The sequence below is a fragment of the Rhizobium sp. Leaf341 genome (assembly GCF_001424325.1).
Classification (GTDB): domain Bacteria; phylum Pseudomonadota; class Alphaproteobacteria; order Rhizobiales; family Rhizobiaceae; genus Ferranicluibacter.
Genome location: NZ_LMPE01000015.1, coordinates 901484 through 924726 on the forward strand (window position 1 = coordinate 901484; position 23243 = coordinate 924726).

At 63.8% G+C, this 23243-nt stretch carries 23 protein-coding genes; 12 read left to right on the top strand and 11 right to left on the bottom strand.

The window, feature by feature from the left end; genetic code table 11:
* Position 1: 1 nt before the first annotated feature.
* A complete protein-coding gene (locus ASG03_RS18860) occupies positions 2-757 on the bottom strand; it encodes an SDR family oxidoreductase (RefSeq protein WP_062476765.1) in 756 nt (251 codons plus the stop codon).
* Positions 754-1194 (bottom strand): ester cyclase, encoded by a 441-nt coding sequence (locus tag ASG03_RS18865; RefSeq protein ID WP_062695075.1) that lies wholly within the window; start codon positions 1192-1194, stop codon positions 754-756. The genes ASG03_RS18860 and ASG03_RS18865 overlap by 4 nt, the downstream gene beginning before the upstream one ends.
* A 97-nt stretch (positions 1195-1291) precedes the next feature.
* Here ASG03_RS18865 and ASG03_RS18870 point away from each other — a divergent pair, with 97 nt between their 5' ends.
* Positions 1292-2182 carry an SMP-30/gluconolactonase/LRE family protein gene (locus ASG03_RS18870; RefSeq protein WP_062476771.1) on the top strand — a complete coding sequence of 297 codons (891 nt, stop codon included), beginning with the start codon at positions 1292-1294 and terminating at the stop codon, positions 2180-2182.
* On the opposite strand, the gene ASG03_RS18875 is transcribed toward ASG03_RS18870, so the two are convergent.
* Complete coding sequence (locus tag ASG03_RS18875) at positions 2146-4251, bottom strand: putative bifunctional diguanylate cyclase/phosphodiesterase (protein WP_062695077.1); 2106 nt, start codon at positions 4249-4251, stop codon at positions 2146-2148. The genes ASG03_RS18870 and ASG03_RS18875 overlap by 37 nt on opposite strands.
* A 286-nt stretch (positions 4252-4537) precedes the next feature.
* Between ASG03_RS18875 and ASG03_RS18880 the strand changes: the two genes are divergently transcribed.
* Positions 4538-5305: an MOSC domain-containing protein gene (locus tag ASG03_RS18880; RefSeq protein WP_062695079.1), complete on the top strand. Its 768-nt coding sequence runs from the start codon at positions 4538-4540 to the stop codon at positions 5303-5305.
* 10 nt (positions 5306-5315) lie between these two features.
* Here the strand turns inward: ASG03_RS18880 and ASG03_RS18885 are convergent, their stop codons facing one another.
* Positions 5316-7025: an FAD/NAD(P)-binding protein gene (locus ASG03_RS18885; RefSeq protein WP_062476780.1), complete on the bottom strand. Its 1710-nt coding sequence runs from the start codon at positions 7023-7025 to the stop codon at positions 5316-5318.
* A gap of 218 nt (positions 7026-7243) precedes the next feature.
* Here ASG03_RS18885 and ASG03_RS18890 point away from each other — a divergent pair, with 218 nt between their 5' ends.
* Together ASG03_RS18890 and ASG03_RS18895 are read left to right on the top strand one after the other, a co-directional pair.
* Positions 7244-8305 (top strand): SDR family oxidoreductase, encoded by a 1062-nt coding sequence (locus tag ASG03_RS18890; protein ID WP_062695081.1) that lies wholly within the window; start codon positions 7244-7246, stop codon positions 8303-8305.
* A gap of 176 nt (positions 8306-8481) precedes the next feature.
* The gene (locus ASG03_RS18895) at positions 8482-8949 is read left to right on the top strand and encodes a MaoC family dehydratase (protein WP_062476785.1); all 468 of its coding nucleotides are present in this window, start codon (positions 8482-8484) and stop codon (positions 8947-8949) included.
* On the opposite strand, the gene ASG03_RS18900 is transcribed toward ASG03_RS18895, so the two are convergent.
* A complete protein-coding gene (locus ASG03_RS18900; protein ID WP_062695086.1) occupies positions 8946-10010 on the bottom strand; it encodes a GGDEF domain-containing protein in 1065 nt (354 codons plus the stop codon). The two genes, ASG03_RS18895 and ASG03_RS18900, sit on opposite strands and share 4 nt — an antisense overlap.
* A 36-nt stretch (positions 10011-10046) precedes the next feature.
* Entirely contained in the window at positions 10047-11783 is a 1737-nt protein-coding gene (locus ASG03_RS18905) for a methyl-accepting chemotaxis protein (protein ID WP_062695088.1), read from the bottom strand.
* 270 nt (positions 11784-12053) lie between these two features.
* On the opposite strand from ASG03_RS18905, the gene ASG03_RS18910 reads away from it, so the two are divergent.
* From ASG03_RS18910 to ASG03_RS18920, 3 genes are all read left to right on the top strand, one after another.
* The gene (locus ASG03_RS18910) at positions 12054-12827 is read left to right on the top strand and encodes an amino acid ABC transporter substrate-binding protein (RefSeq protein ID WP_062695090.1); all 774 of its coding nucleotides are present in this window, start codon (positions 12054-12056) and stop codon (positions 12825-12827) included.
* A gap of 130 nt (positions 12828-12957) precedes the next feature.
* On the top strand, positions 12958-13638 hold the full coding sequence (locus ASG03_RS18915) for an ABC transporter permease subunit (RefSeq protein ID WP_062476798.1): 681 nt from the start codon (positions 12958-12960) through the stop codon (positions 13636-13638).
* Positions 13635-14390, top strand: a complete 756-nt coding sequence (locus tag ASG03_RS18920) for an amino acid ABC transporter ATP-binding protein (protein ID WP_062695092.1) — start codon at positions 13635-13637, stop codon at positions 14388-14390. Before ASG03_RS18915 ends, ASG03_RS18920 begins: the two co-directional genes overlap by 4 nt.
* Here the strand turns inward: ASG03_RS18920 and ASG03_RS18925 are convergent.
* Together ASG03_RS18925 and ASG03_RS18930 are read right to left on the bottom strand one after the other, a co-directional pair.
* Positions 14368-14676 (bottom strand): hypothetical protein, encoded by a 309-nt coding sequence (locus ASG03_RS18925; RefSeq protein ID WP_062695094.1) that lies wholly within the window; start codon positions 14674-14676, stop codon positions 14368-14370. The genes ASG03_RS18920 and ASG03_RS18925 overlap by 23 nt on opposite strands.
* A 152-nt stretch (positions 14677-14828) precedes the next feature.
* On the bottom strand, positions 14829-15806 hold the full coding sequence (locus tag ASG03_RS18930; RefSeq protein WP_062695342.1) for an SDR family oxidoreductase: 978 nt from the start codon (positions 15804-15806) through the stop codon (positions 14829-14831).
* A 410-nt stretch (positions 15807-16216) separates the two neighbouring features.
* Here ASG03_RS18930 and ASG03_RS18935 point away from each other — a divergent pair, with 410 nt between their 5' ends.
* Both ASG03_RS18935 and ASG03_RS18940 read left to right on the top strand, forming a co-directional pair.
* Positions 16217-16720: a sigma-70 family RNA polymerase sigma factor gene (locus tag ASG03_RS18935; RefSeq protein WP_062476807.1), complete on the top strand. Its 504-nt coding sequence runs from the start codon at positions 16217-16219 to the stop codon at positions 16718-16720.
* 146 nt (positions 16721-16866) lie between these two features.
* Complete coding sequence (locus ASG03_RS18940) at positions 16867-17334, top strand: hypothetical protein (protein ID WP_062695110.1); 468 nt, start codon at positions 16867-16869, stop codon at positions 17332-17334.
* A gap of 99 nt (positions 17335-17433) precedes the next feature.
* Here ASG03_RS18940 and ASG03_RS18945 read toward each other — a convergent pair whose 3' ends face one another.
* Entirely contained in the window at positions 17434-18222 is a 789-nt protein-coding gene (locus tag ASG03_RS18945) for a VOC family protein (RefSeq protein WP_062695344.1), read from the bottom strand.
* 213 nt (positions 18223-18435) lie between these two features.
* The gene (locus ASG03_RS18950) at positions 18436-18858 is read right to left on the bottom strand and encodes an organic hydroperoxide resistance protein (RefSeq protein WP_062476814.1); all 423 of its coding nucleotides are present in this window, start codon (positions 18856-18858) and stop codon (positions 18436-18438) included.
* 139 nt (positions 18859-18997) lie between these two features.
* Here ASG03_RS18950 and ASG03_RS18955 point away from each other — a divergent pair, with 139 nt between their 5' ends.
* The 3 genes from ASG03_RS18955 (at position 18998) to ASG03_RS18965 (ending at position 22117) form a co-directional block, all read left to right on the top strand.
* Positions 18998-19501, top strand: coding sequence for a MarR family winged helix-turn-helix transcriptional regulator (locus ASG03_RS18955; RefSeq protein WP_062695111.1), 504 nt, complete (start codon positions 18998-19000; stop codon positions 19499-19501).
* Between the two features lie 202 nt (positions 19502-19703).
* Positions 19704-21722, top strand: coding sequence for a sensor histidine kinase (locus ASG03_RS18960; protein WP_062695112.1), 2019 nt, complete (start codon positions 19704-19706; stop codon positions 21720-21722).
* Positions 21719-22117: a response regulator gene (locus ASG03_RS18965; RefSeq protein WP_062476822.1), complete on the top strand. Its 399-nt coding sequence runs from the start codon at positions 21719-21721 to the stop codon at positions 22115-22117. The genes ASG03_RS18960 and ASG03_RS18965 overlap by 4 nt, the downstream gene beginning before the upstream one ends.
* 96 nt (positions 22118-22213) lie before the next feature.
* Here ASG03_RS18965 and ASG03_RS18970 read toward each other — a convergent pair whose 3' ends face one another.
* Positions 22214-23014 (bottom strand): L,D-transpeptidase family protein, encoded by an 801-nt coding sequence (locus ASG03_RS18970; RefSeq protein ID WP_443216632.1) that lies wholly within the window; start codon positions 23012-23014, stop codon positions 22214-22216.
* Positions 23015-23243 lie beyond the last annotated feature (229 nt).

The following is a 23243-nucleotide window of genomic DNA, read 5'->3' on the forward strand; positions in this document are numbered from 1 at the left end:
GTCACAGCGAGGCGGTTATGCCGCCGTCCACGTAGAGGACATGGCCGTTGACGAAAGAGGATGCGGCCGAGGCAAGGAACACGCAGGCGCCGACCAGTTCCTCGACCTGCCCCCACCGTCCCGCGGGCGTGCGCTTGCCGAGCCAGGCCGAGAAATCCGGGTCTTCGACCAGCGCTGCATTGAGAGGCGTCTCGAAATAGCCGGGCGCAATCGCGTTGCACTGGAGCCCATAGCGCGCCCAGTCCGTCGCCATGCCCTTGGTGAGATTGGCCACGGCGCCCTTCGTTGCGGTGTAGGGCGCAATCGATGGACGGGCGAGCGCAGCCTGAACGCTGGCGATGTTGACGATCTTGCCGGCACCACGTGCGATCATATGTCGCGCCACGGCCTGGCCCACATGGAAGACGCTGGCGATGTTGGTCTGCAGCAGCCGTTCGAAGGCCTCGGGCGGAAAATCTTCGAGCGGCGCCCGATGCTGCATGCCGGCATTGTTGACGAGGATGTCGATCGGCCCCGTCTGTGCCTCGAACCTGTCGATGGCAGCCCGCACCGCATGATGGTCGGTTGCGTCGAAGCCAAGGCTCAGGGAACCTGGCACAGCCGCGACCGCAGCCTCAAGCTTTGTCGCATCGCGTCCGTTGAGCACCACCTCCGCACCGGCTGCCTGCAATCCGCGGGCCAGCGCCAGGCCGATCCCCTGCGAGGATCCCGTGACCAGCGCACGACGACCGGTCAGGTCGAACAGATCGAGGCTCATCGGCGGATCTCCGTCTTCTGGATGGATGTGCGGCCCGGCGCCGCGGCAAATGACACTTGCGCCTCGATCGCCGCCTTGTCGATCACCGACCAGACCTCTTCGATCCGGCCGTCGCGAAAGGTGTAAAAGACATTCTCCGAAAACCGGACCCTCCGCCCGTTGACCGGCAACCCCAGGAACATGCCGCTCGGTGTGCAGTCGAAAGCAAGCCGGCTGGCGACGACGGGCGGATCGGCGACCAGAAGGACGATCCGAAAGGCGAGATCGGGGATCTCCCGGAAGTCCGTCTCGAGCATCGCACGATAGCCGCCGACGCCGATCGGACGACCATTGTGCCGGACATCGTCGCAGACGAAATCCCCCAGCTCGGACCAGGCCTGCCGGTTGAGACAATCGATATACTCGCGATACAGTCGGGAAAGTTCGGTGCCTGTCATGACGAATCTCCGCTTCGCCCCAGAGGAAAGGGAGCGCGGTCGAAAGAGCCTGCCAGGGGCACCGCGAAAGCGCACGCGCAAGAGGAGTTAGAGCATCATGTCGTTTTTCGAAGCCGTCGATCCCGTGTTTTCGACCTATGTCTTCAGCAACGGGCCGGTCAAGCAGCTGGCAACCGGCTTCGACTGGGTCGAAGGCCCCGTCTGGTTCGGCGACCTCAATTGCCTGCTTTTTTCCGACATTCCCAACGACCGCATCCTGCGCTGGTCGCCGGATGGCGGCCTCTCCACGTTCCGCTCGCCATCGAATTTTTCCAACGGCCAGACGCGCGACCGTCTCGGGCGCCTCGTGACCTGCGAACACGGGACACGGCGGGTGACGCGGACGGAATATGACGGGAGGATCACCGTCATTGCCGATCGGTTCGAGGGGAAACGCCTCAACTCCCCGAACGATGTCGTCGTGGCATCCGACGGCGCCATCTGGTTCACCGACCCGATCTACGGCATCTTCAGCGACTATGAGGGACATCGCAGCGCGCAGGAACTGCCCTGCAACGTCTACCGCGTCGACCCCTCGGGCGAGATCCGCGCGATGCTCACCGATTTTCGTTCGCCGAACGGCCTTGCCTTCAGCCCGGACGAGCGTCGGCTTTATGTCGCCGACACCGGCCTGCCAAATAGCGACGACCCTTGCCATATCCGTGTCTTCGACGTGGCCGAGGATGGCCGGCTCTCGGGCGGTGCGGTCTTCCATGTCATCTCGCCGGGCGTTGCCGACGGCATCCGGCTGGATACGGACGGCAATGTCTGGTCGTCCGCCGGCGACGGCGTGCACTGCATCGCGCCGGACGGGCATCTGATGGGTCGCATCCTGCTTCCGGAGCGCGTCTCCAACCTGTGCTTCGGCGGACGCGCGCGCCATCAGCTGTTCATGACGGCGACGACGGGCCTCTATGTCGTCGCGCTCAACCGAAACGGCGCGCTCTGACAACCGGGCGTTGACGCCAGGATGATCGCCTCGGTCTCGCCGAGCGGCAGCGGACGACCGAGCAGATAGCCCTGCACTTCGCCGAATCCCTCACGGCGGAGTGCCTGCAGCTGCTCCTCGGTTTCCACGCCCTCGGCAAGTGTCGTGGCGTTGAAGCCGGAGCCGATCCCGGCGACCGCGCGGATGATGGCAAGGCTGCCGGCATCCGTCTCGATGCACGAAACGAAGCTGCGATCGAGCTTGATCTTGTCGAAGGCAAAACTGCGCAGATAGGACAGCGACGAATAGCCGGTGCCGAAATCGTCGATGGCGATCCTGAGGCCGAGCGCTTTCATCGCGCGCAGGAGCGGCAGGCTCTGGCCGACATCGGTGAGAAAGACGGATTCGGTGATCTCGATCTCCAGCCGTTCGGGCGCAAGTCCGCTGCTCTCGATCGCCTGTCGCACCATATCCAGGAGGCCCGCATCGCGAAATTGCGAGACCGAGAGATTGACCGCGATCCTCAGATGGGCCGGCCACCGGGATGCCGTCCGGCAAGCCTCGTTCATCGCCCATTCGCCGATCGGAACGATCAGCCCGGTCTCCTCGGCAATGGGGATGAAGTCGATCGGCGCCACCAGCCCGCGTTCCGGATGGTTCCAGCGGATCAGGGCCTCGAAGCCCGCGAGAACCGGGCCGTCGATCTCGCAGATCGGCTGGTAGTAGAGTTCGAACTGTCCCTCGGCCAGCGCGTGATGCAGCGCAAGCTTCATCTCGTGCCGGCGCTCCGCCTCCCTGCGCATTTCGGGGCGATAGAGACGGAAGGTCGATCGTCCCCCTTCCTTTGCCGCGTAAAGCGCCAGATCGGCGTCCCGCATCAGCCCGTCATCGTCCGTGGAGTGCTCCGGGGCGCGCGCGATGCCGATGCTGCAGGTCACGTGCTCGGCGATGCCGTCGATATCGAAAGGCACGCGCAGGGCGGACAACAGCCGGTCGGCCACCTCCTCCGCGGTGCGCCCGTCCTGGAGCTGCAGCACGATCGCGAACTCGTCTCCCCCGAGCCGCGCCACGAGATCGCTCTGCCGTATGTTGGAAAGGAGGCGGTCTCCCACCTGGCAGAGGAGAGCGTCACCCGCCGCATGCCCTTTGCTGTCGTTGATGGTCTTGAAGTGGTCGATGTCGAGATACAGCAGGGCGACCGGCGCTTCCACCGTCGCCGCGAGCGCGGCTCGCCGGATGTGATCGCTGAAATAGGCACGGTTCGCCAGGCCGGTGAGCGAATCGTGCATCGCCATGTAGGCCAGCCGGGCTTCGGCCTCCCGCTCTTCCGTCACATCCTGCGAGATGCCGAGCACGTAGCGCGGTCGCTTGCCCTTGCGCGTCGGCAGCACACGCTTGGCGGTGCGCAGGATGCGCTTCCCGCCCGAGGGATCCTCGATGGTCTCCTCGAAGTTCACCGTCCCCGATGTCGCCAGCGCGCAATCGTCCTGCTGGCGGAATTGCCTCGTCTGGCGCTCCGAGAACACCATCCCGTCGGATCCCGTCACGACCGTCTCGGACGGCGTGCCGAAGATGCTGCCGCAGGCGGCGTTGTAGAGCACGTAGCGGCCATTCTCCTCGATGTCCTTGACGAAAACGGCAACCGGCAGGTTCTCGATGATGCTGTCGAGCAAGGTCTGGGTCTCGCTGACCTTCTGGCGGGCGGCGATCACCTCGGTGCGGTCCTGGACGACGGCAAGGATCGCCTGCCGCCCTTGGTAATGCACCTCGCGTCCGTAGGTGATGACATCGAGCGCTGTCCCGTCGGCCTTCAGATGCGTCCACCGCTCGGCCCGATCGACATCGTTGCGCTTCGCCACGGCATCCATCATGCGCTGTCGCTCGGAGGCGGGGCGGATGTCGAGAACCGTCAGCCGCTTGTACGCCTTCTGGCTATAACCGTAGAGTGCGACAGCGGCATCATTGACGACGAGGAAACGATAGGTCAGTGGATCATAAAGCCACATCGGCGACGGATGGGTCTGAAACAGCGTTCGGAAGTCATCCGTCGGCACAAGCAGGCGTGTGGATTCTCCGAAAACGCTGACCATCAACCTACCCTGACCCGTGCTATGAACCGGAAGAATAACAAGCAAAGCTAAATAAATATCCAATAATATATACATCCTTGGATTGCTGAATTGAAATAATTCGCGCCCTGGTAAAGACAACACTCCCTTGTGGAACGCGGATCACCTCTTTCGGGGATCGTTCCCTGACGTATTTACGGGCGGGCGTCGGGAACCAGCGAGACACGGGCGCATTCAGACGGAGAGTTCCACCCGCAGGCGTCCTCGAACCTGCTCATCCCCCCATCACCTGCCGGAGACACGTTCCATGATATCTGTTGGACGGATTGCCGAACTTTGGCGCTACCCGGTAAGTTCGGTGGGCGGCGAAAAACTGGACCACCTCGATGTCGCGGCAACCGGTGACGCCAAAGCCGGGGCAGCGGATCCTGCCCTGAGCGGCGTTCCCGGCAGTCGATCCTTTCTGCTTTTCGACGCGGACACGCGCGAACCCGCGGCACCGGAATCAAGCGAGCGCTGGCGCAAGGCGCTGCATCTCGTTTCACGGCTGCGACCGGACGGCATGGCCGAAATCGGCTTTCCCGACGGCACGTGGCGGCCGGCCGATGCGCCGGATCTGGAGGATCGCCTGTCGGCGCATTTCGGCTTTTCCGTCGGCCTGGCCGAGACGCGGGGCACCGGGGGAAACTGGCCCGTGGTCGAGCCGCGCTACAAGGCAAGCCCTCTCCACATCCTGACGACGGCCTCGATGGAGGCCATCCGGGCAAGCGATCCCGCATCGACCCTCGATGCACGACGGTTCCGGCCGGATATTCTGATCCAGACGGAGACGCCAGCGGGCTTTGTCGAAAACGACTGGATCGGCCGGAGGGTCGTCATCGGCACGCTGGAGATCCAGGTAACCGAAGGCACGAAGCGGTGCGGCATGACGCTCGCCGCACAGCCCGGACTGCCGGAACAGCCCAACATCCTGCGCAGTATCCTGCGCGGCAACCGGCGCAACCTCGGCGTTTACGCCGACATCGCCGTCCCCGGCCGGGTCACCCTCGGCGCCGAGGTCTGGGTCGACGCCTGAGGGCCTTGCGTTACGCGGCGTTCATGTCGATCCCGACAAGGATGCCCGACCCTGCGCCCCCGATTGTCCCGTCAATCTCGCCAAGGATCGTCGTGGAGACGATCCCGCCGAGTTCGTGCGCGCTGGTGATCCCCTGAATGAAGGGAAGCTTGTGCAGCAGGAAGGCGATGGACACGCAGTAGAGGTTCCGGTTGACAGGCGCCGTCAGGATCGGACGGAACGTATCATCGAGATCGACCCCACCGGTGCGCACCACCGCCGGTTCGTTCGGCATCTCGATCAGAACCGTCGAGACGGGTGTCGTGGCCTTTCGGACGAACCCGTGCTGGACGAGACTGGGGAACGGGATGTCGCGCGCCGAAAGCTGGTGCTGCCCCGTTGCATCGATGAAGGCCGTGAAGGTCTCGGACCGGCCCTCGAAGCTGACGGTCGCGCCGCGATCGACGTTTTCCGTATCGACATCGGACTCCCTGCCGAGCCGAAGCACCTCCAGCTTGCCCGCGCGCCGAAGCGCCAGCAGGCGGCGGATCGACTGGTGCGGCACGGTCGCGTAATCGTCGATGAACACGGTCTTGAAGTGCTTGTGGAAGCGATCGAGATCGTCTTTGTTGAAGAACGGCACGGCCCGCGCGATGACCTCGTGCATGCGCAGGATCGCATAGCGCCAGCCGATCGTGCGCCGGTCGCGCTCGTTCTGTTCGGCCTCCGCGAGGTTCGCAGCCGCCCAGACGAAGGGATCCGCCCCCTCCCGGTCCGCGAAATAGGCCGGCGCCAGCGTCTCCACCGTCAGCATCCCCAGACCGACCCGCTCGGCATAGGCAGGATCGGCTGCAAGCAATTCGGCCCGAAAGAGGTCGAAGATCGGATCCAGAAGATCACCCCGACCCCCTGCTACCAGGGCATCGACCGCTTCCGGTGTACAAATGGACAAGGGCAGATAGGGATAGGGACAATAGAAGTCGGCTTCCGGCAGCACGCCCTTGCGCGACATCAGCGCCGCCGAAAAGGCCTCCGTTCCGGGCGACGGGAAGTATTCGAGCGATCCTGCGGCATCGAGGTAGAAGGCGCCGTGCGCCGTGGCGACGGTGATCAGCGCATCGATGGCGCTCAGCGACGTTCCAAGAATGCCGACGCGCCCCGGCGGAATGGTTTTCAGCACCGGCGCCGGCCAGGGCGACATGAAGTAGCCCGGGCGCGTCTCGGTCGTTTCCGGCCAGTCGTGCCCCGTTGCCATCACCACGTGGTCGAAGGCATAGCGCTGCTGTCCCTCCGGTCCGGTGGCGGTGACGGCGATGTCGCCGGGATGAAGATCGATATCGTCGACCCGATGCAACGCCTTGATCTCGATGACATGCCCGGCCTTGCGGCCCTCGATCACGCACTGGCGGAACTGGTCCTGAAAGAACTCGCCGAGCACGATCCGCGGATAGAAGGAACGCTCGGCAATGGCGTCCCGCGCCACATTCATCCGCTCCAGCTCCGCGTCCGTCTGGCGGCGAAGCCAGGCGACGAGCGTCTCGTAGATCGGCGGCAGTTCGATGCTGGCGATATTGGCCAGCATGGCCTGGTCGTTGATATCGGGATGATAGGGCGTCCCCTTCCCCGGATCGGCATCGCTTTCGAACACGGTGATGTCGAGCGGCCGCGGGCAGGAGACGAGGCCGTGGAGCGTGTAGATACCAGTCGGACCCGACCCGATAATCGCAATTTTAACTGTCATGAAAACACCGGAACGCCACGAGTGTGAAGAAGGACATGTGACGGGCAACAAAGCCCCCATCGCGGGCAAAGTCCGGCACGACAACCAACCGGGCGGAGCATGGAATGTTCCGCAACCGAATGTCCGCAGGCGTACGATTGCCCATGGGAGGACAGATAGGGCGGGTGGACAGAATGGAAGGGATGCCTATGTCCGGCGTGAACGCAAGGAGACTGTAGATGCAAAACAAGGCTTTGATCGTGGGCGCCAGCGGCGTGGTCGGCAGCGCCACCGCAAAGGTGCTGTCGAAGGCCGGCTGGGATGTCACGGGTCTCGCACGAAAGCCGGGACGCCAGGAGAACGTAACGCCACTGGCCGCCGATCTTCTCGATCCGGCCACGCTTGGCCCCGCTCTGGCGGACGTCGCCCCCACCCATGTCTTCATCGCAAGCTGGCTGCGCCAGCCGACGGAGGCCGAAAACATTCGTGTGAATGCCGCCATGGTGCGCAACCTGCTCGAAGCGCTCCGCCCAGCCGGAAGCGTGCGTCACGTGGCGCTGGTCACGGGGCTGAAGCACTATCTCGGACCCTTCGAGGCCTATGGCAAAGGCACCCTGCCGCAGACGCCGTTCCGCGAGGAACAGGGCCGGCTCGATGTGGAGAATTTCTACTACGCGCAGGAAGACGAGGTCTTTTCCGCCGCAGAGCGCGATGGCTTTACCTGGAGCGTCCACCGTCCGCACACCATCATCGGCAAGGCCGTCGGCAATGCCATGAACATGGGGACCACGCTCGCCGTCTATGCTGCCATCTGCCGCGAGACCGGGCGCCCGTTCCGGTTTCCGGGTGTGGAAGCCCAGTGGAACGGCCTCACCGACATGACCAGTGCGGATGTGCTCGCCCAGCACATGCTCTGGGCCTCCACGACGCCGGAAGCCGCCAATGAGGCCTTCAACGTCGTCAACGGCGATGTCTTCCGCTGGAGCTGGATGTGGCAGCGCATCGCAGCGGCCTTCGGCATCGAGGCCGCGCCGTTCGACGGCACGGTCCGTCCGCTGGAAGAGCAGATGGCAGACGACGCTGCGATCTGGCGCAGGATTGCCGAGCGGGAGAGGCTGGTGGAACACGACATCCATCGGCTGATTTCGCCCTGGCATACCGATGCTGACCTCGGTCGGCCGATCGAGGTGGTCACCGACATGTCGAAGAGCCGCCGGATGGGATTCACCGTCTATCAGCCGACGGACGACGCCTTCACGACCCTGTTCGACGAGCTGCGGAACGAGCGACTGATCCCCTGAGCGGCGAAGGCCTGCAGTGCTCCGCCTCTCACGGAGCCTGCAGGCGCCGTCGCGATCTCGTCGGCTAGCGCCGGACCTCGAGGACCTCGCCCGCGATCGTCCTTGAGATCCGGTGCCGCTACGGAAAATGAGAGATCTCTGATAAGACACGATGCAGAGGTTTTGGGAGGTCGGGCATGAAACAGCACACACCGCGTCTCTTTCTGGACGATCTGGCACCGGGCCTGTCATTCCGAAGCGGGACCGTCGATGTCACCGCGGACGAAATCCGCAGCTTTGCAGGCCAGTTCGATCCGCAACCCTTTCACCTCGATGACGCAGCAGCGCATGCGACGCTGTTTGGCGGACTGGCCGCCAGCGGCTGGCACACGGCGGCGCTGACCATGCGTCTGATCGTGGAGAGCCTCCCCTTCGATGGCGGCCTCATCGGCACGCACTGCGAGCTTGCCTGGCCGCTGCCGACCCGCCCGGGCGACAGGCTGCATGTGGAGGGAGAGATCGTCGAGATCAGCCCATCCCGCTCCAAGCCGGATCGCGGCATCGTCGTCATGCGCAGCCGGACGATCAACCAGGACGACGGGATCGTGCAGACCCTGACGGCAAGCCTCCTGGTCTTCCGCCGGCCCGCGACGGACACCGTTTAGTCCGGCATGTTCCCCGGACGCACGACATAGCGGTCCCGACCGCTTGCCTTGGCTTCGTACAAGGCCCTGTCCACCGTGTCCAGCAGTGCCTCGCGGCTTGCACCGTTGTGCGACACGGCGGCTGCACCGATGCTCAGATGTGCCACCACAGGTGTGCCGCCGATCAGGAACGGCGTGCGGAATGCCTCGACCAGACGCGCCGCAATTGTCGGCAACGCATCCTCGCTGCCGCAATCGGGGAAGAAGACGACGAATTCGTCGCCGCCCATGCGCAATGGAATATCGCCGGCCCGAATGACCGAGCGAATGCGCCCGGCGGCCTGCCGCAGAACCTCGTCGCCCGTCTGGTGGCCGTGCCGGTCGTTGATCGCCTTGAAACCGTCCATGTCGAGATAGGCGGCACCGAACGGACGGCCAGCCGCCAGCGTCTCGTCCATTTGGCGATCCACGAGCTCCGACAAGGCCTTCCGGTTGAAGAAGCCCGTCATCGGATCCGTGATTGCCGCCAGACGCAATGATTGCTCGGCCTTCGCCATCAGCAGATTGGACCGCTGCAACCGGAAAAGCGCACCGGCAAGCCGCGCAAACTCCGTCAACCGCCGACGTTGACGCGCATCGAGATCGCGGGGATCCGTGTGCATGATGCAGAACGCGCCGACGGTCAGGCCCGGCTCCAGCGCGATGGGTGCCCCGGCATAGGAGCGCATGCGTGGCCCCCCGACCACATAGGGCAAGTGGGCCATTGCCGGCTCCAGGGTCAGGTCGGGAACGACGATGACCTCGCCTTCATGCACGACGTACTGGCAGATGGATTCGTCACGCGAGCACCTCTCGACGACGGTCCCGGACTGGGCGATGAAGCGGAGCCAGTCCTGATCGACGATGTTGACCGCCGCGAAGGCACACTCGAACACGTCGCGCGCAAGAGAGGCGAGGTCCTTGAGTTCGGGCATCGTCTCGACGGCACGGAAGCCGATGGACCGAACGGCGGCGAGACGATCGATCTCGTTGTCCGGAATAAGGCGCTGCGAGAGCACCTTCCTGCGCCGGTCTTCCTGCATGACAAGTCCTTTCCCGCCTCAAGGCGGCAGTGCGTCTTAGGCCGCGAAGCTCCTCCGCCCGGGCGTCGCCTCCCTGTGCGAAGGCCGGGAAGCATCCGACGCGCCCGGCTGGCGCTGGGCGGTCCGCCGGTTGAGCTTGAAGACGCTGACCATCGCGGCCAGCGCATCGGCGCCTTCGGCCAGCGCCAGGCTGATATCGGTCGTCCGCTCGCTCATGGCGGCATTTTCCTGCGTCATCCGATCGAGCTCGTTCACCGCCTTGTTGATCTCGCGAAGGCCGACCGACTGCTCCTTGGCGGCGGTGGCGATCGCGTCCACGTTCTGGTCGATCCGGCGCACGAAGATGTCGATTTCTTTCAGTGCGTCGCCGGTCTTGCCGACGAGACGGACGCCCTCCAAAACCTCCTTGCCGGAATTGGTGATCAGAACCTTGATCTCCTTGGCAGCCTTCGCGGAGCGCTGCGCCAGTTCGCGGACCTCCTGGGCAACGACGGCAAAACCCTTTCCGGCCTCGCCGGCCCGCGCGGCCTCGACGCCGGCATTCAGCGCCAGGAGGTTCGTCTGGAAGGCGATCTCGTCAATCACGCCGATGATCTGGCTGATCTCGCCTGAGGCCTGTTCGATCCTCTGCATGGCCGTGACCGTCTCCTGCACCACGGCTGCCGATGCGCCGGTCGACACGCGGGCGTTCTGCACCAGCGTGCGCGTTTCCTGCGTATTTTCGGTAGAGGAGTTAACGGTCGCCGTGACTTCGTCAAGGGCGGCTGACGTTTCCTCGAGCGCGGCCGCCTGCTGCTGCGACCGTTCGGCAAGGCTTTCGGCCGCGTGGCGCATTTCCTGGCTGCTCGCGTTCAGCGCGTGGGTCTGGCCGAGCACGTTTGTCAGCGTCTTCTGAAACTCGCTGATCGACGTGTTGAAATCGCGCCGCAGACTGTCGAACTCGCCGACGAAAGGCTCGTCCAGCGTCACGCGGATATTGCACTGGGACAACCGCTCCAGCGCTGCACCGAGTTCCTCCACGGCATGCATGCGATCCGTGACGTCGATCGCGAATTTCACCACCTTGAAGACCCGTCCGGCATCATCGAAGATCGGATTGTAGGACGCCTGAATGAAGACCCGCTTGCCCCCCTTGCCGATGCGCAGGAACTGATCGGTCTTGAAGGTCCCGCGGCGCAGATCGTCCCAGAAAGCCTTGTAGTCGGGCGAGGCCGTATAGGACGGCTCGCAGAACATCGAATGATGCCGCCCCGCGATCTCGGAGAGATCGTATCCGAGGGCGCCGAGGAAATTGTCGTTCGCGCAGAGGATCTCGCCCTGCGGCGTGAATTCGATGATGGCTTGCGCCCGCGACAAGGCCATGAGCTTGCCGCCGTCCTCGGCACTCTTCATCTTCGAGGCCGTGATCTCGGTCGCGACCTTCACCACCTTGTAGGGCTTGCCGTTTCGCAGGACGGGATTGTACGACGCCTCGATCCAGACCTCGCGGCCGCCCTTGGCGATGCGCTTGTACTGCCGCCGCTGGAAAAGCCCGCCGGCGAGAGCGGCCCAGAATTCCCGGTATGCCGGGGATGCAGCTTCTTCCGGCGTGACGAACAGGCTGTGATGGCGACCGACGATTTCGGAAAGGCTATAGCCCAGGGCCTGACAGAAATTGTCGTTGGCGGTGAGAACCTTGCCGGTCAGGTCGAACTCGATGATCGCCTGGGACTGACTGATCGCGTGAAGAACCGACTTCGCATCGAAGCCGAGGGACTGAGACAAGCGGCGCATGGCCATCTCCGAAGTGCTGCCCGGCCACGGTAGCCCGGTGAAGTGTTAGAATCCGACATAAACGTAAAGAAAGGTTTGCCTAACATAGCGACCTAGCGAGACTTCGCGATCTGCCTGTCGGCTCGGCAGGCGGAAAGAGCAAGATTTTCGCATTTGCCGGTTTCATTCGCAGTTTTCTTTCAATCCTTCGCGCCTATTTCCTGCGATGACAGAGCTCGACCGGCCGCCGTGCCGAGACGACCGACATCGCTTCAGAAGGACGCAGACATCATGAACTGGCTCAAGACCATCGCCACCGCCGCCATCCTCCACGCCGCCGCGATCGCCCCGGCGCTGGCCGGCGAGAACCTGTCGGCCATTCAGAAGGCCGGCGTGCTGAAGATCGGCACGGAAGGTACCTACGCGCCGTTCACCTTCCACAATGCCGAGGGCAAGCTGGTGGGCTTCGACGTGGAGATCGGCGAGGCCGTGGCCGCCAAGCTGGGCGTCAAGGCGCAGTTCATCGAGGGCAAGTGGGACGGGCTGATCGCCGGCATCGACGCGGGCCGCTATGACGCCGTCATCAACCAGGTCGGCATCACCGAGGCACGCAAGCAGAAATACGATTTCTCCGAGCCCTATATCGCCTCCAAGGCCGTGCTGATCGTCCGGCAGGACAATGACGACATCAAGGGCTTTGCCGACCTCAAGGGCAAGACGTCGGCACAGTCGCTGAGCAGCAATTTCGGCAAGATCGCCCAGAGCGCCGGCGCCGAACTGGTTGGCACGGATGGTTTCGACCAGTCGATCCAGCTCGTCCTGACCCGCAGGGCCGACGCGACGGTCAACGACAGCCTGTCCTTCCTCGACTTCAAGAAGCAGAAGCCCGATGCGCCGGTGAAGATTGCCGCGGAGCAGGACAATGCCGATTATTCCGGCATCATCATCCGCAAGGGAGAGCCGGAACTCCTTGCCGCGATCAACAAGGCTCTGGCCGAGATCAAGGCCGATGGCACGTACAAGACGATCTCCGACACCTATTTCGGTCAGGACGTCTCGCGCTGATCGCCTGCTTCCCGGCAAGGCGCCCTGCTTCGCCGGCCGGCACTGACCTTTGACAGACGGATGACATGTCCGGTGGACTGACGTTCACCGGACATGCTTTATTCCGGTACCGAGCAATTGAGGAAATACCGTGCCGCACTGGCTGCAACTCATGATCGACTCGCTTCCCACGCTCCTGTGGGCGGGCGCGAAGTTTACGGTCCCGCTCACGCTTCTGTCCTTTTTCCTCGGCGCGATCCTCGGGCTGGTCACGGCGGTGACGCGCCTGTTCGCGCCGATGCCGCTCGCCCTGATCGCGCGCTTCTACGTCTGGGTCATCCGCGGGACGCCGCTTCTCGTTCAGCTGTTCGTGATCTTCTACGGCCTGCCGAGCATCGGCATTCTTCTCGATGCCTTTCCCGCGGCGCTGATCGGCTTTACGCTGAATGTCGGCGCCTACAGCTCCGAAATCATCCGTGCCGTCCTCTCTTCGGTCCCGAAGGGCCAGTGGGAAGCCGCCTATTCGATCGGCATGACCTGGAGCCAAGCGATGCGGCGCACCATCCTGCCCCAGGCGGCGCGCGTGGCGGTGCCGCCGCTGTCCAACACCTTCATCTCGCTGGTGAAGGATACCTCGCTCGCGGCGGCCATTACCGTTCCCGAGCTGTTCCAGTCGGCTCAGCGCATCGTTGCCACGACCTATGAACCTTTGATCCTCTACATCGAGGCGGCGTTGATCTACCTCGCGCTCAGCTCCGTTCTGTCCTCGCTGCAGGTCCGGCTGGAGCGGCGGTTCGCGCGCTATGGCGGCATGATGGAGTCCAATCGATGATCGAGCTTCGCCATATCGAAAAGCGCTTCGGCGATGCCGTCATCCTGAAGGACATCAACCTCACGATCCCCGAAGGCAGCGTGACCGCGCTGATCGGCCCCTCGGGCGGCGGCAAGAGCACCCTGCTGCGCTGCATCAACCTGCTCGAAATCCCGAGCGCCGGCACGATCCGCATCGGCAGCGAGGAGACGCGTTTCGAGACGGGCAGGAAGCCAGGCTGGCACGACATCCAGAAAATTCGTCAGCAGACGGGCATGGTGTTTCAGAACTTTCAGCTCTTCCCGCATCGCACGGCGATCGAGAACGTGATGGAAAGCCTCACCACCGTTCTCAAATGGCCGGCCGAAAAGGCCCGCGCCCGCGCGATGGAACTGCTGACGAAGGTCGGCATGGCGGAAAAGGCCACGGCATGGCCGGCAACGCTTTCGGGCGGGCAGCAACAGCGGGTGGCGATCGCCCGGGCGCTGGCCCCCTCGCCGCGCGTCCTGCTCTGCGACGAGCCGACTTCGGCTCTGGACCCCGAGCTTGCGGCCGAAGTGGTGGACGTGCTGGGAGCGCTGGCCCGCGAAGGCACCACCATGGTCATGGCAACGCATGATCTGCGTCTCGCCTCGCGACTGGCCGACCAGGTCATCTTCCTGCAGGCCGGCGATATCGTCGAAGCGGGACCGGCGCGAACCATCTTCGACACGCCGCAGCACCAGCGCACCCGCCAGTTCGTCTCGTCGATCAGCGCGGCCCAGGTTCTCTGAGAATCGCAGTCCGGTTCGAGGTGCCGGTCATAGCGCGTCGAACCTGCCGGCTGTTGAGATGGAACGCGCGTGTTGTTTCGGATTCGTCGGACGCGATGCGCGCCTGAGCGGCCGCAAGGAACGCCTCCCCGTGCGCCTCGGTAAATGCGACGCAGACTTCCCCGGCTGCCGGCGATCCGCGCAGCGTGCGGAATACGTTGCGATGCACGACGAAACGGTAGCCGCCATCGACATGAAATTCGACGGCGTCGATCTCCGCGCGCCAGATGGCACCAATTGCAGGCATGTCGTTGGTCTCGCACCCCGTTTCGCGACAGCATACACAGGAGAAGCATCGAAGGTGAGACCGTCTTGCCAAGGCCCGTTTGCCGCGCCGCCCTCCCCGCTGCTCCGGGAAGGGCGCAATGCGCGGCACGACCCTGTCGCGCCGATGCCCGATCAGGGCTGGCCGCTACCGCCGGCGGCGCCGTAAACCTGTCCGGTCGCATAGCTTGCATCGGCTGCCGCAAGCTGGACGTAGATCGAGGCAAGCTCTGCAGGCTGTCCCGGACGGGCAAGCGGCGTGTCGCCCCCGAACGTCACGAGCTTTTCCTGCGTTGCTCCGCCACTGACCTGAAGCGGCGTCCAGATCGGGCCCGGCGCGACGCCGTTGACGCGGATACCCTTGGGCGCAAGCTGCTTGGCCATCGACTTGGTAAAGCTCATCATGCCGGCTTTGGTCATGGCGTAGTCGACCAGGTTTTCCGAAGGATCATAGGCCTGCTCCGACGTCGTCTGGATGATCGTCGCGCCCGGCGGCAGGTGCGGCAGCGCGGCCTTGGTCAGCCAGAACATGGCATAGAGATTGGTCTTCATCGTCGCGTCGAAATCCTCGGTCGAAAGATCCGCGATCGAGGGACGCTGCTGCTGGCGGCTGGCATTGTTGACGAGAATATCCAGTCCGCCAAGTTCGCGGACCGCATCCTCGACGATCCGCCGGCAGAGGGCCTCGTCGCGGATGTCGCCGGGAAGCGCCACGGCCTTCCGGCCCTCTTTTTCGATCAGCGCGATCACCTCCTGCGCGTCCGGCTCCTCATCCGGCAGATAGCTGATGGCCACGTCTGCGCCCTCGCGCGCATAGGCGATCGCCGCGGCCCGCCCCATGCCGCTGTCGCCGCCGGTGATCAGGGCCTTTCGTCCGGCCAGCCGACCGCTGCCCTTGTAGCTCGTCTCACCATGATCCGGCCGGGGGTCCATCTTGGAGGCGAGGCCGGGAAAAGGCTGTTCCTGAGACGGAAACGGCGGCTTGGGATAGGCCGTACGCGGATCGACCAGCTTTGCGGGCGCAGCCTCGGATGTGGCGGCCTTCGTTGTCGTTTGCGCAGCGGCCGCGGAGGTCATCGCCGCACCGGCCAGAACCGCTCCGGTCGCACCCATGACGGCGCGGCGCGTGACCGTGCGGCTGCCGTCGCGCTCCGTCGATGTTTCGTTGGGGGTCCGGCTGTTCTCGTCTGTCATGACGTTTCCTGTGCTTGTCGTGCCCCTTTTCGTGTGCAGGGCAGGCTGATCGTGGCGCATGCGCTTTGCGCATTCCAAGGGTCAACCAAACCAGGAGATCTCGGTTCCCTTGGAAGAAACGGCATGGCTGTTTCCAACCTTCCTAACGGTGCTCACGACGTCCGTCACAGGGATGCAAATCAGCATTTACCGGTTGTGTCATTTTTTACATTCAATCTGAGACAAATACAAAAAGACGAATTCTTTTCAAAAAGCGGCTGGATCGCGCCTAAACGGGGGAACGAACCTTCGGCGGGCTGATTGGTAACGCATTGTCAGGAGGGAAAAACATGGATCGGAAAATCCAGACGAGCGGTCTTCAACAGGACGTCGTCGCACTCATTCCGGCACTGCGCGCCTTTGCCTCGCGCTTCTATCGGTCTGAAACGGACATTGAGGATCTGGTGCAGGAGACGCTTGCCAAGAGTCTTGCCAACATCGACAAGTTCGAGCCGGGAACACGGCTGAAGTCGTGGATGTTCACCATCATGCGCAACACCTTCTGCACGCGTTTCGGCGTTTCCAAGCGGGAGCATGTCGGCTTCGACGATTGTGTTGCGGATCGCTCGTCGGTCGCCGCGACGCAGGAATGGTCGGTTCGGGGTCATGAACTCGAGCGGGCCGTCATGCGCCTGCCCGTGCATTATCGGACGGCGATCCAGTATATCTTCATCGACGGGATCAGCTACGAATCGGCCGCTGCACGTTGCGACTGTGCGCTTGGGACCATGAAGAGCCGTGTCAGCCGTGCCCGGCAGCATCTGGCCCGCGACCTCGGCGAAGAGCTCCGCTAAACGGCGCGACCCGCCTTTCACCTGTCCGCAGCGATGCAAACATGCCGCACCGACGGACGCCTTCGCGTGCGCCCGTCGCAACGGGTGTCGCATGCCTCGACCCTGGGGGAATTTCCGTCTAAGGGCTGCGGGCCGATGACCGGACGATGCAACGGCGCATCGTCGGCTTTGCGGCCGATGCCGGAGGACAGGCGCGTGATGCGCCAAACCTGGGCGCCTTACCGAGTGGATCGACCGTGCCCCAGTTCAAGGTTCTCGTCATCGGTGATCCCCAGACGCTGCTGGAAACGACACGCCTCGCCTGGCAGGCCGCAGAGATCATGCTCGAGGGGCCGACCGCGCCGGACGCCATCGACCTTGGCAGAGCCCGCGACTGGGCCGGCGTGCTTGTGGATATCGCCCTGGTTGACGACCGACTGATCGACCTGCTCGACGCGTTTGAAGAATTGCGGTTGCCCTACATCTTCATCGTGGTCGACACGCTGCTTCCCTCGGAGGGCCCCCGTCCCTACATCCTTGGTCCCGACCCCGCCGATATCCAGGCCTTGCTGCAAGCTTTGCTGAACGAAGGCCGCAAGGGTCCGGACGGGATGCTTTCGGGATCCCATTCCTGACGATCCTTCCGAACATCCTCCCCGACCACGATCATGGCTTCTCGCAGTGAAGAAACGGCCCTAACACCGGCCGCTTGCGGAGGCAGAACCCCTCTCTTCTCACCGTTCGGTCGCTAGCAGGGAGATGAACGCGCCCTGCGGATCGATAGCGTTGACGATATAGGCCGGGCCTGGAACCTCCATCGGGCCGTTGAGGACGCTTCCGCCGCCGGTCACGAGCCGGGACACGGCGTCATCGAGCCGCGCGACCGTGATGTAGCAGGCCCAATGCGCATTCGACATCTGCGGCATGCGCTTCATCATGCCGCCGACGGCCTGACCGTCATGGGCGAAGATCCGGTAGACGCCGAAGTCGCCCATATCCATATCGTGATCGAGCGACCAGCCGAACACCTGCGAATAGAAAGCGAACGCCGCATCGACATCGTCGGTATGGAGTTCGTACCAGCCGAACTGTCCGGGCGTCATGGCCGGGACAGACCGCGGCGGAGTGTCCATCGGCAGAGGCGTCATGATGCAGAGCACAGCCCCGTGCGGATCGGCGACGACAGCGAAGCGTCCGATCGCCGGAATGTCTTCCGGCGGGCGCCGGACCGTGCCGCCCAAGGCCGCTACGCGTGCCACCGTGGCATCGCAATCGGACACGGACACATAGGCCGTCCAGTTCGGCGGCACGTGCTCGGCCAGCAATTCCGGCGGAATGCGCATCATCCCGGCAACGCCGGCCCGCCCCTCGCCGTCCGGCCGGGCCGCCTCGAAGACCGTGTAATCGTAATCCGCCATCTCGACGGTCGTCCAGCCGACGACCGCGCGGTAGAACGCGCCTGCCGCCAACGGATCGGTCGTCATCAGTTCCGCCCAGATAAACTTGCCATGCTCGTCCGACATCTGCTCCCCTCCCTTCGCCATGTCTCCTGATGCCATGATGACATTCTTCCCTGTCTTGATCAAATGCGCACGCATGACGGGAAAAGAGGCCTAACGCAAAAAAGCCTAACGCAAAAAAGGGTGGAGACGGACGCACCGTCTCCACCCTTCCCATCCGAAGCCTGTTGCCTCGGTCGGTTGAACAAGCGATCGATCGCTTGTGCAGATCGTCGATCAGGCAACCTTGACCGGAACTTCGGTCGAGGTGCGCATGGCGTGGCTGTAAGGGCAGACGATATGCGCGGCAGCCACAAGCCGTTCGGCGGTTTCGCGGTCCAGGCCGGGGATATCGACGAGCAGAGAGACATCGATGCCGAAGCCGGTGCCGTCATCGCGCGGGCCGATGCCGACGGTCGCGGTGACCTTCGTTTCTTCCGGAACCTTGATCTTTTCCTTGCCTGCAACATTCTTCAGCGCACCGAGGAAGCAGGCAGAGTAACCGGCAGCGAAAAGCTGCTCGGGGTTCGTGCCCGTGGCGCCGTCGCCGCCAAGTTCCTTCGGAACGGTCAGAACGACGTCGAGCACGCCGTTTTCGGACACGGCACGGCCTGCACGGCCGCCGGTGGCAGAAGCTTTGGTGGTGTAGAGAATAGCCATTGGTGTCTCCTGTCGTCGCTTTCGACGCGTTTCGTGAAGAAGAACGTCCGTCTTCGAGACCTTTATAACGCACGATTCAATTGCACGCAACTCAATTTTGCAAATTGCATTTTTGCGTCGGAAGGCGTAAGATCGTGCCATGACAAAGCGAAGGGCAGATCGGACCGAGACGACAGCACGGGCGGTTTCGCTGAGCATTCCGCTGCCGCTCGAGGACCAGCTGTGCTTTGCGGTCTATTCGCTGTCCCACGCCTTCAACCGGACCTACAAACCGCTGCTCGACCGCTTCGGCCTGACCTATCCGCAATACCTCGTGCTTCTGGCGCTTTGGGAACACAGGGTCATGACCGTCAAGCAGATCGGGGACCAGCTGGGGCTGGATTCCGGCACGCTCTCGCCGCTTCTCAAGCGGCTCGATGCCGCCGGCTTCGTCAGCCGGACGCGCGACCGCAAGGACGAACGGCAGGTCAACATCGCACTGACGGAAAAGGGCGAGGCGCTTCAGGCGGAGGCCGGCCATGTCCAGACCGCGATCGGCAGCGCGATCGGGTGCAGCAACGACGAGGCCCACGCGCTCAAGGCCGTCCTGGACGCGCTGACCGAGCGCCTCTCGCAGCCGAAAAATCCTCTGATCGTCGGCTGACGCCTCCCCGCCCGCCATTCCGGCACCTGCCCCGAAAAACACCTGCCCTAAAAACCACCTGCGCCGAAAAGCACCTGCGCTGCGGGCGTTGACGGCCTGCTCGGCGCGTGTTCTCTGTGGACCAAAGCGAAGCGGGGGATGACCTGGGGGGATGGTTCGCGCACAGGCAGGGGAAGAACGCGGGACGCTTCGAGCGGACGGGATGCACGAAGCCGTCGGCGGGCGTGATCGATCCGATCTCGTAGGCGCCGACCTCCATCAGCGCTCCCGGCCTGCAGGCGCAGCGCCGCCCCGCAGCCTGCGCTGGCACGCCGCCGGCATGGGCGCCGCCGGGTTCAGCATGCTCGTCGGCATCGGCATCAGCGCGCTCTGGCTTCTGAAAGTCGGCTCCCTCGCCGATGCCTTGCCGGTTCTCTTCCGCATGCAGTTCAACACCGCCGCCAGCTTCGTCTTGAGCGGCCTTGCCTTTGCGGCCCTCCTCCACGAGGCAAACCGCACCGCGACGGTCCTGTCCGTTGTCGTGATGCTGATCGGCCTCGCCTTCCTGCTGGAGCCGGTTCTCTTCACGATGCACCCTCTCGATAGGTTGACGATCGACCCCTTCCGCCAGACGGCGCCTTATCCCGGCCATCTCGCCAGCGGAACGGCGCTCTCCTTCGCCCTGCTCGGCGTCTGCATACTCGTCAGCGCCTTGACCGGCAAACCGACGCTCCTGCGCATCGCGCTGGCGGCCACCGTCTTCATGACGGCGGCGGCGACGCTGCTCGGCTACGGTTTGCAGCTGGCGACGGAAAGCGATTGGCCGCGCTATGGCCATATGTCGCCGCACACCGCGCTCTGTTTCGCGGCTCTCGCCCTGCCCCTGATTTTCCTGCGGGTCGAGGAGCTCCACTACGACGCCTCGACCATCGCCGCCACGCTCGGTGCGGCCAGCTACCTGCTTCTCCTGCTTCTCACCCTGCTCGACCTGCAGGATGCGTTCGAGGGGACCAGCCCGACGATCAGCATCGATTCCGACGGCAGGCCGGCCTCCCAGGCCATTCTTGCCGGACTTCTGGTCGTCTCCGGCATGGTCTATGCCGGCCTCATCGTCTACGCCTTCCGCAAGGCACAGAGCTATCGCGAGACGGCCCTCAAGCTGCGCGAAAGCGAGGAGCGCCTCAGCGCCGTCATCGATACCGCCGCGGACGGGATCGTCACCGTCGATGCAGCCGGCAGGATCCTGTCCACCAACCATGCGATGGAAGCGATTTTCGGCTACCGCGCCGTGGAGATGCTCGGTCATGACGTCCGCACTCTTATTCCCGGTTTCCTGCCCCCGGCGGGAAAACCCGAGGATGCCGGAGCTGAACCTGGAGTTGGGGACATCGCCGGAAGGGCGCGGGAAATCGAAGGCAAGCGCCGCAGCGGCATCCGTTTCCCGCTCGATCTCTCCGTCGCCCGGATCGAGCTTGATCGCGCCGTCCTCTACAGCGGCATCGTCCGCGACATCTCCCAGCGAAAGCGGCACGAACAGGAAATTCTCGAAGCCAATGCCGAGCTTGAGGAGTTCGCCTACCGCACCTCGCACGATCTGCGCGCGCCGATCGCATCCTCCATCGGCCTGACGACCATCATGCGGGACATGATCGGTCTCAAAGCCTCAACGACGCAGATGGCGCCCGTTGTCGAGCGGCTCGAGCGCGGGCTTCAAAAACTCGACGGGCTGATCGAGAACATCATCCAGCTGAAACGCAGCCGCCTGCTGGACGAGCCCATGACGACGATCCCCCTCCTCGCCGCCATCGAGGAAACGATCGAGCGCCTGCGTTTCATCGACCCTGCACGACAGGTCTCCTTCACGGTCGACGTCGCGGCGGACCTCACCCTTCGAACGAAGCCCGCCCGTCTGCGGATGATCCTCGACAATCTCGTCTCAAACGCCATCAAATATGCTGATCCCGAGGAGGCGGTGCGCAACGTGACGATCGATGCCGCCATCACCGGAGACGGGGTTCTGGAATTGCGCATTTCCGACAACGGCCTCGGGCTCGACCCCGGTGACGAGGGCAGCCTGTTCCAGATGTTCAAGCGCTTCCATCCTGCCCGGTCGGACGGCAGCGGTCTCGGTCTTTACATCGTGAGAAAGAGCGCCGAGCATCTTGGTGGTACCGTAACGTATGTTCGGCTCGACAAAGGCAGTCGATTTGTCATACGATTACCCCAGAGGTATGATGCATGACCATAGGCTCCCTCCTGATCATCGACGACGATGAGACGGATCTTTTCATCTGCGGCTATACGATCCAGCGCTTCGACCCGTCCATCAAGGTCGTGCAGGCCTCCAACGGCCGCGAGGGACTGGAGATGCTGCAGCAGGAGCAGCCGGATGCGATCATTCTCGACATCAACATGCCGGTCATGAACGGCTTCGAATTCCTGGAAACCTTTGCCCGCGACTTCGTCCGCCCCTGCGGCGGGCAAGCGCCCCTCGTAGTGATGCTGACGAGCTCGCATCTCGGCACGGACCGGAACAAGGCGCTCCAGTATGACTTCGTGAAACGCTATTTCGAAAAGCCTCTGACGTCGGACAATCTAAAGGCGCTGGCGGACATCATCGAGACGGGCCGGCACTGAGCCCCGAGCTCATGCCGGACCTGATGACAGAGACGAATGGCGCGGAAAGGACCGGCGGAGACCGCCGGTCGATCGTCTGCCGTGTGTCGTCGGCGATCAGACGACGAGGATCGGCGATTTCGTCCGGACGCGATCGTAGAGATCGATCACATCCTGATTGATCAGGCGTACGCAGCCGGAGGAAACGGCCTTGCCGATCGATTGCCATTCCGGCGAACCGTGAAGGCGATAGAGCGTATCCTGCCCATCCTTGAAGATGTACATGGCGCGCGCGCCGAGCGGATTGGACAAGCCGGGCTCCATGCCGCCGTTCTCTATCGAATAGGCGGCCAGATGCGGCTGGCGCGCGACCATTTCGTTCGGCGGCTTCCAGCGCGGCCATTTCTGCTTCCACTGAATCACGCCGCGGCCGGACCAGGCGAAACCTTCGCGCCCGATACCGACGCCGTAGCGCATCGCGCGGCCGCCCGGCTCGGTCAGGTAGAGAAACCGGTCCTGGGTGTCCACGATGATCGTGCCGGGAGCTTCACCGAAGGGATCGGCAACCTCCTGGCGGTAGAACCGCGGATCGATCTCCTGATAGGGCACGGCGGGAATGGCAAAGCCGCCGTCGACCACGGGGCCGTAGATGCTGGCGGCATAGGCGGACTGCGGCGGCAGACCCGTCATGTATGCGGCGTTCTGGGGCTGCCCGTAGACGGGATAGCTGCCGTTTGCCGGAGCGAAGCGGTTGTCGAACTCCGGGTTCCGGAAATACGGCCGGGTCTCGGCGTTGAAGCTGGCGGTGTTGGACGTGTAGTTGCAGGACGACAGCGCGGCTGTCGCAGCCGCCACGCCGGTCAGGTTCAGGAACTGCCGGCGCGACAGGGGGGACATCGGGGGCTTGAGCGGGCTCATGGGGCGGACTTCCGGTTGACGCAATGATCATGGTCCGTTTGGCCGAGCGCGCACGGCCGCTGGGAGAACGGTACGGCGTCTTCGGCTTCAACGAGCACAACAGCAAGCTAGCGCGCGACAAACGGAGGAAAAGCAGGGGCTGCAGGGTTTTTGACGACCGTTGCAACTTTGCATCCATCCGCTGCCGGCGGTTGCCGCCCTTATGGCAGACAGGTGCTGGCGCGAGGCT

Coding starts and splice junctions, on each gene's coding strand:
- ASG03_RS18935 (WP_062476807.1), top strand. CDS start 16,217: ATGGATCGGAAAATCCAGACGAGCGGTCTTCAACAGGACGTCGTCGCA.
- ASG03_RS18895 (WP_062476785.1), top strand. CDS start 8,482: ATGAAACAGCACACACCGCGTCTCTTTCTGGACGATCTGGCACCGGGC.
- ASG03_RS18940 (WP_062695110.1), top strand. CDS start 16,867: ATGCAACGGCGCATCGTCGGCTTTGCGGCCGATGCCGGAGGACAGGCG.
- ASG03_RS18965 (WP_062476822.1), top strand. CDS start 21,719: ATGACCATAGGCTCCCTCCTGATCATCGACGACGATGAGACGGATCTT.
- ASG03_RS18865 (WP_062695075.1), bottom strand. CDS start 1,194: ATGACAGGCACCGAACTTTCCCGACTGTATCGCGAGTATATCGATTGT.
- ASG03_RS18910 (WP_062695090.1), top strand. CDS start 12,054: ATGAACTGGCTCAAGACCATCGCCACCGCCGCCATCCTCCACGCCGCC.
- ASG03_RS18955 (WP_062695111.1), top strand. CDS start 18,998: ATGACAAAGCGAAGGGCAGATCGGACCGAGACGACAGCACGGGCGGTT.
- ASG03_RS18870 (WP_062476771.1), top strand. CDS start 1,292: ATGTCGTTTTTCGAAGCCGTCGATCCCGTGTTTTCGACCTATGTCTTC.
- ASG03_RS18880 (WP_062695079.1), top strand. CDS start 4,538: ATGATATCTGTTGGACGGATTGCCGAACTTTGGCGCTACCCGGTAAGT.
- ASG03_RS18970 (WP_443216632.1), bottom strand. CDS start 23,014: ATGAGCCCGCTCAAGCCCCCGATGTCCCCCCTGTCGCGCCGGCAGTTC.
- ASG03_RS18890 (WP_062695081.1), top strand. CDS start 7,244: ATGCAAAACAAGGCTTTGATCGTGGGCGCCAGCGGCGTGGTCGGCAGC.
- ASG03_RS18885 (WP_062476780.1), bottom strand. CDS start 7,025: ATGACAGTTAAAATTGCGATTATCGGGTCGGGTCCGACTGGTATCTAC.
- ASG03_RS18900 (WP_062695086.1), bottom strand. CDS start 10,010: ATGCAGGAAGACCGGCGCAGGAAGGTGCTCTCGCAGCGCCTTATTCCG.
- ASG03_RS18960 (WP_062695112.1), top strand. CDS start 19,704: ATGCACGAAGCCGTCGGCGGGCGTGATCGATCCGATCTCGTAGGCGCC.
- ASG03_RS18860 (WP_062476765.1), bottom strand. CDS start 757: ATGAGCCTCGATCTGTTCGACCTGACCGGTCGTCGTGCGCTGGTCACG.
- ASG03_RS18930 (WP_062695342.1), bottom strand. CDS start 15,806: ATGGGTGCGACCGGAGCGGTTCTGGCCGGTGCGGCGATGACCTCCGCG.
- ASG03_RS18920 (WP_062695092.1), top strand. CDS start 13,635: ATGATCGAGCTTCGCCATATCGAAAAGCGCTTCGGCGATGCCGTCATC.
- ASG03_RS18945 (WP_062695344.1), bottom strand. CDS start 18,222: ATGTCGGACGAGCATGGCAAGTTTATCTGGGCGGAACTGATGACGACC.
- ASG03_RS18875 (WP_062695077.1), bottom strand. CDS start 4,251: ATGGTCAGCGTTTTCGGAGAATCCACACGCCTGCTTGTGCCGACGGAT.
- ASG03_RS18905 (WP_062695088.1), bottom strand. CDS start 11,783: ATGCGCCGCTTGTCTCAGTCCCTCGGCTTCGATGCGAAGTCGGTTCTT.
- ASG03_RS18950 (WP_062476814.1), bottom strand. CDS start 18,858: ATGGCTATTCTCTACACCACCAAAGCTTCTGCCACCGGCGGCCGTGCA.
- ASG03_RS18925 (WP_062695094.1), bottom strand. CDS start 14,676: ATGCCTGCAATTGGTGCCATCTGGCGCGCGGAGATCGACGCCGTCGAA.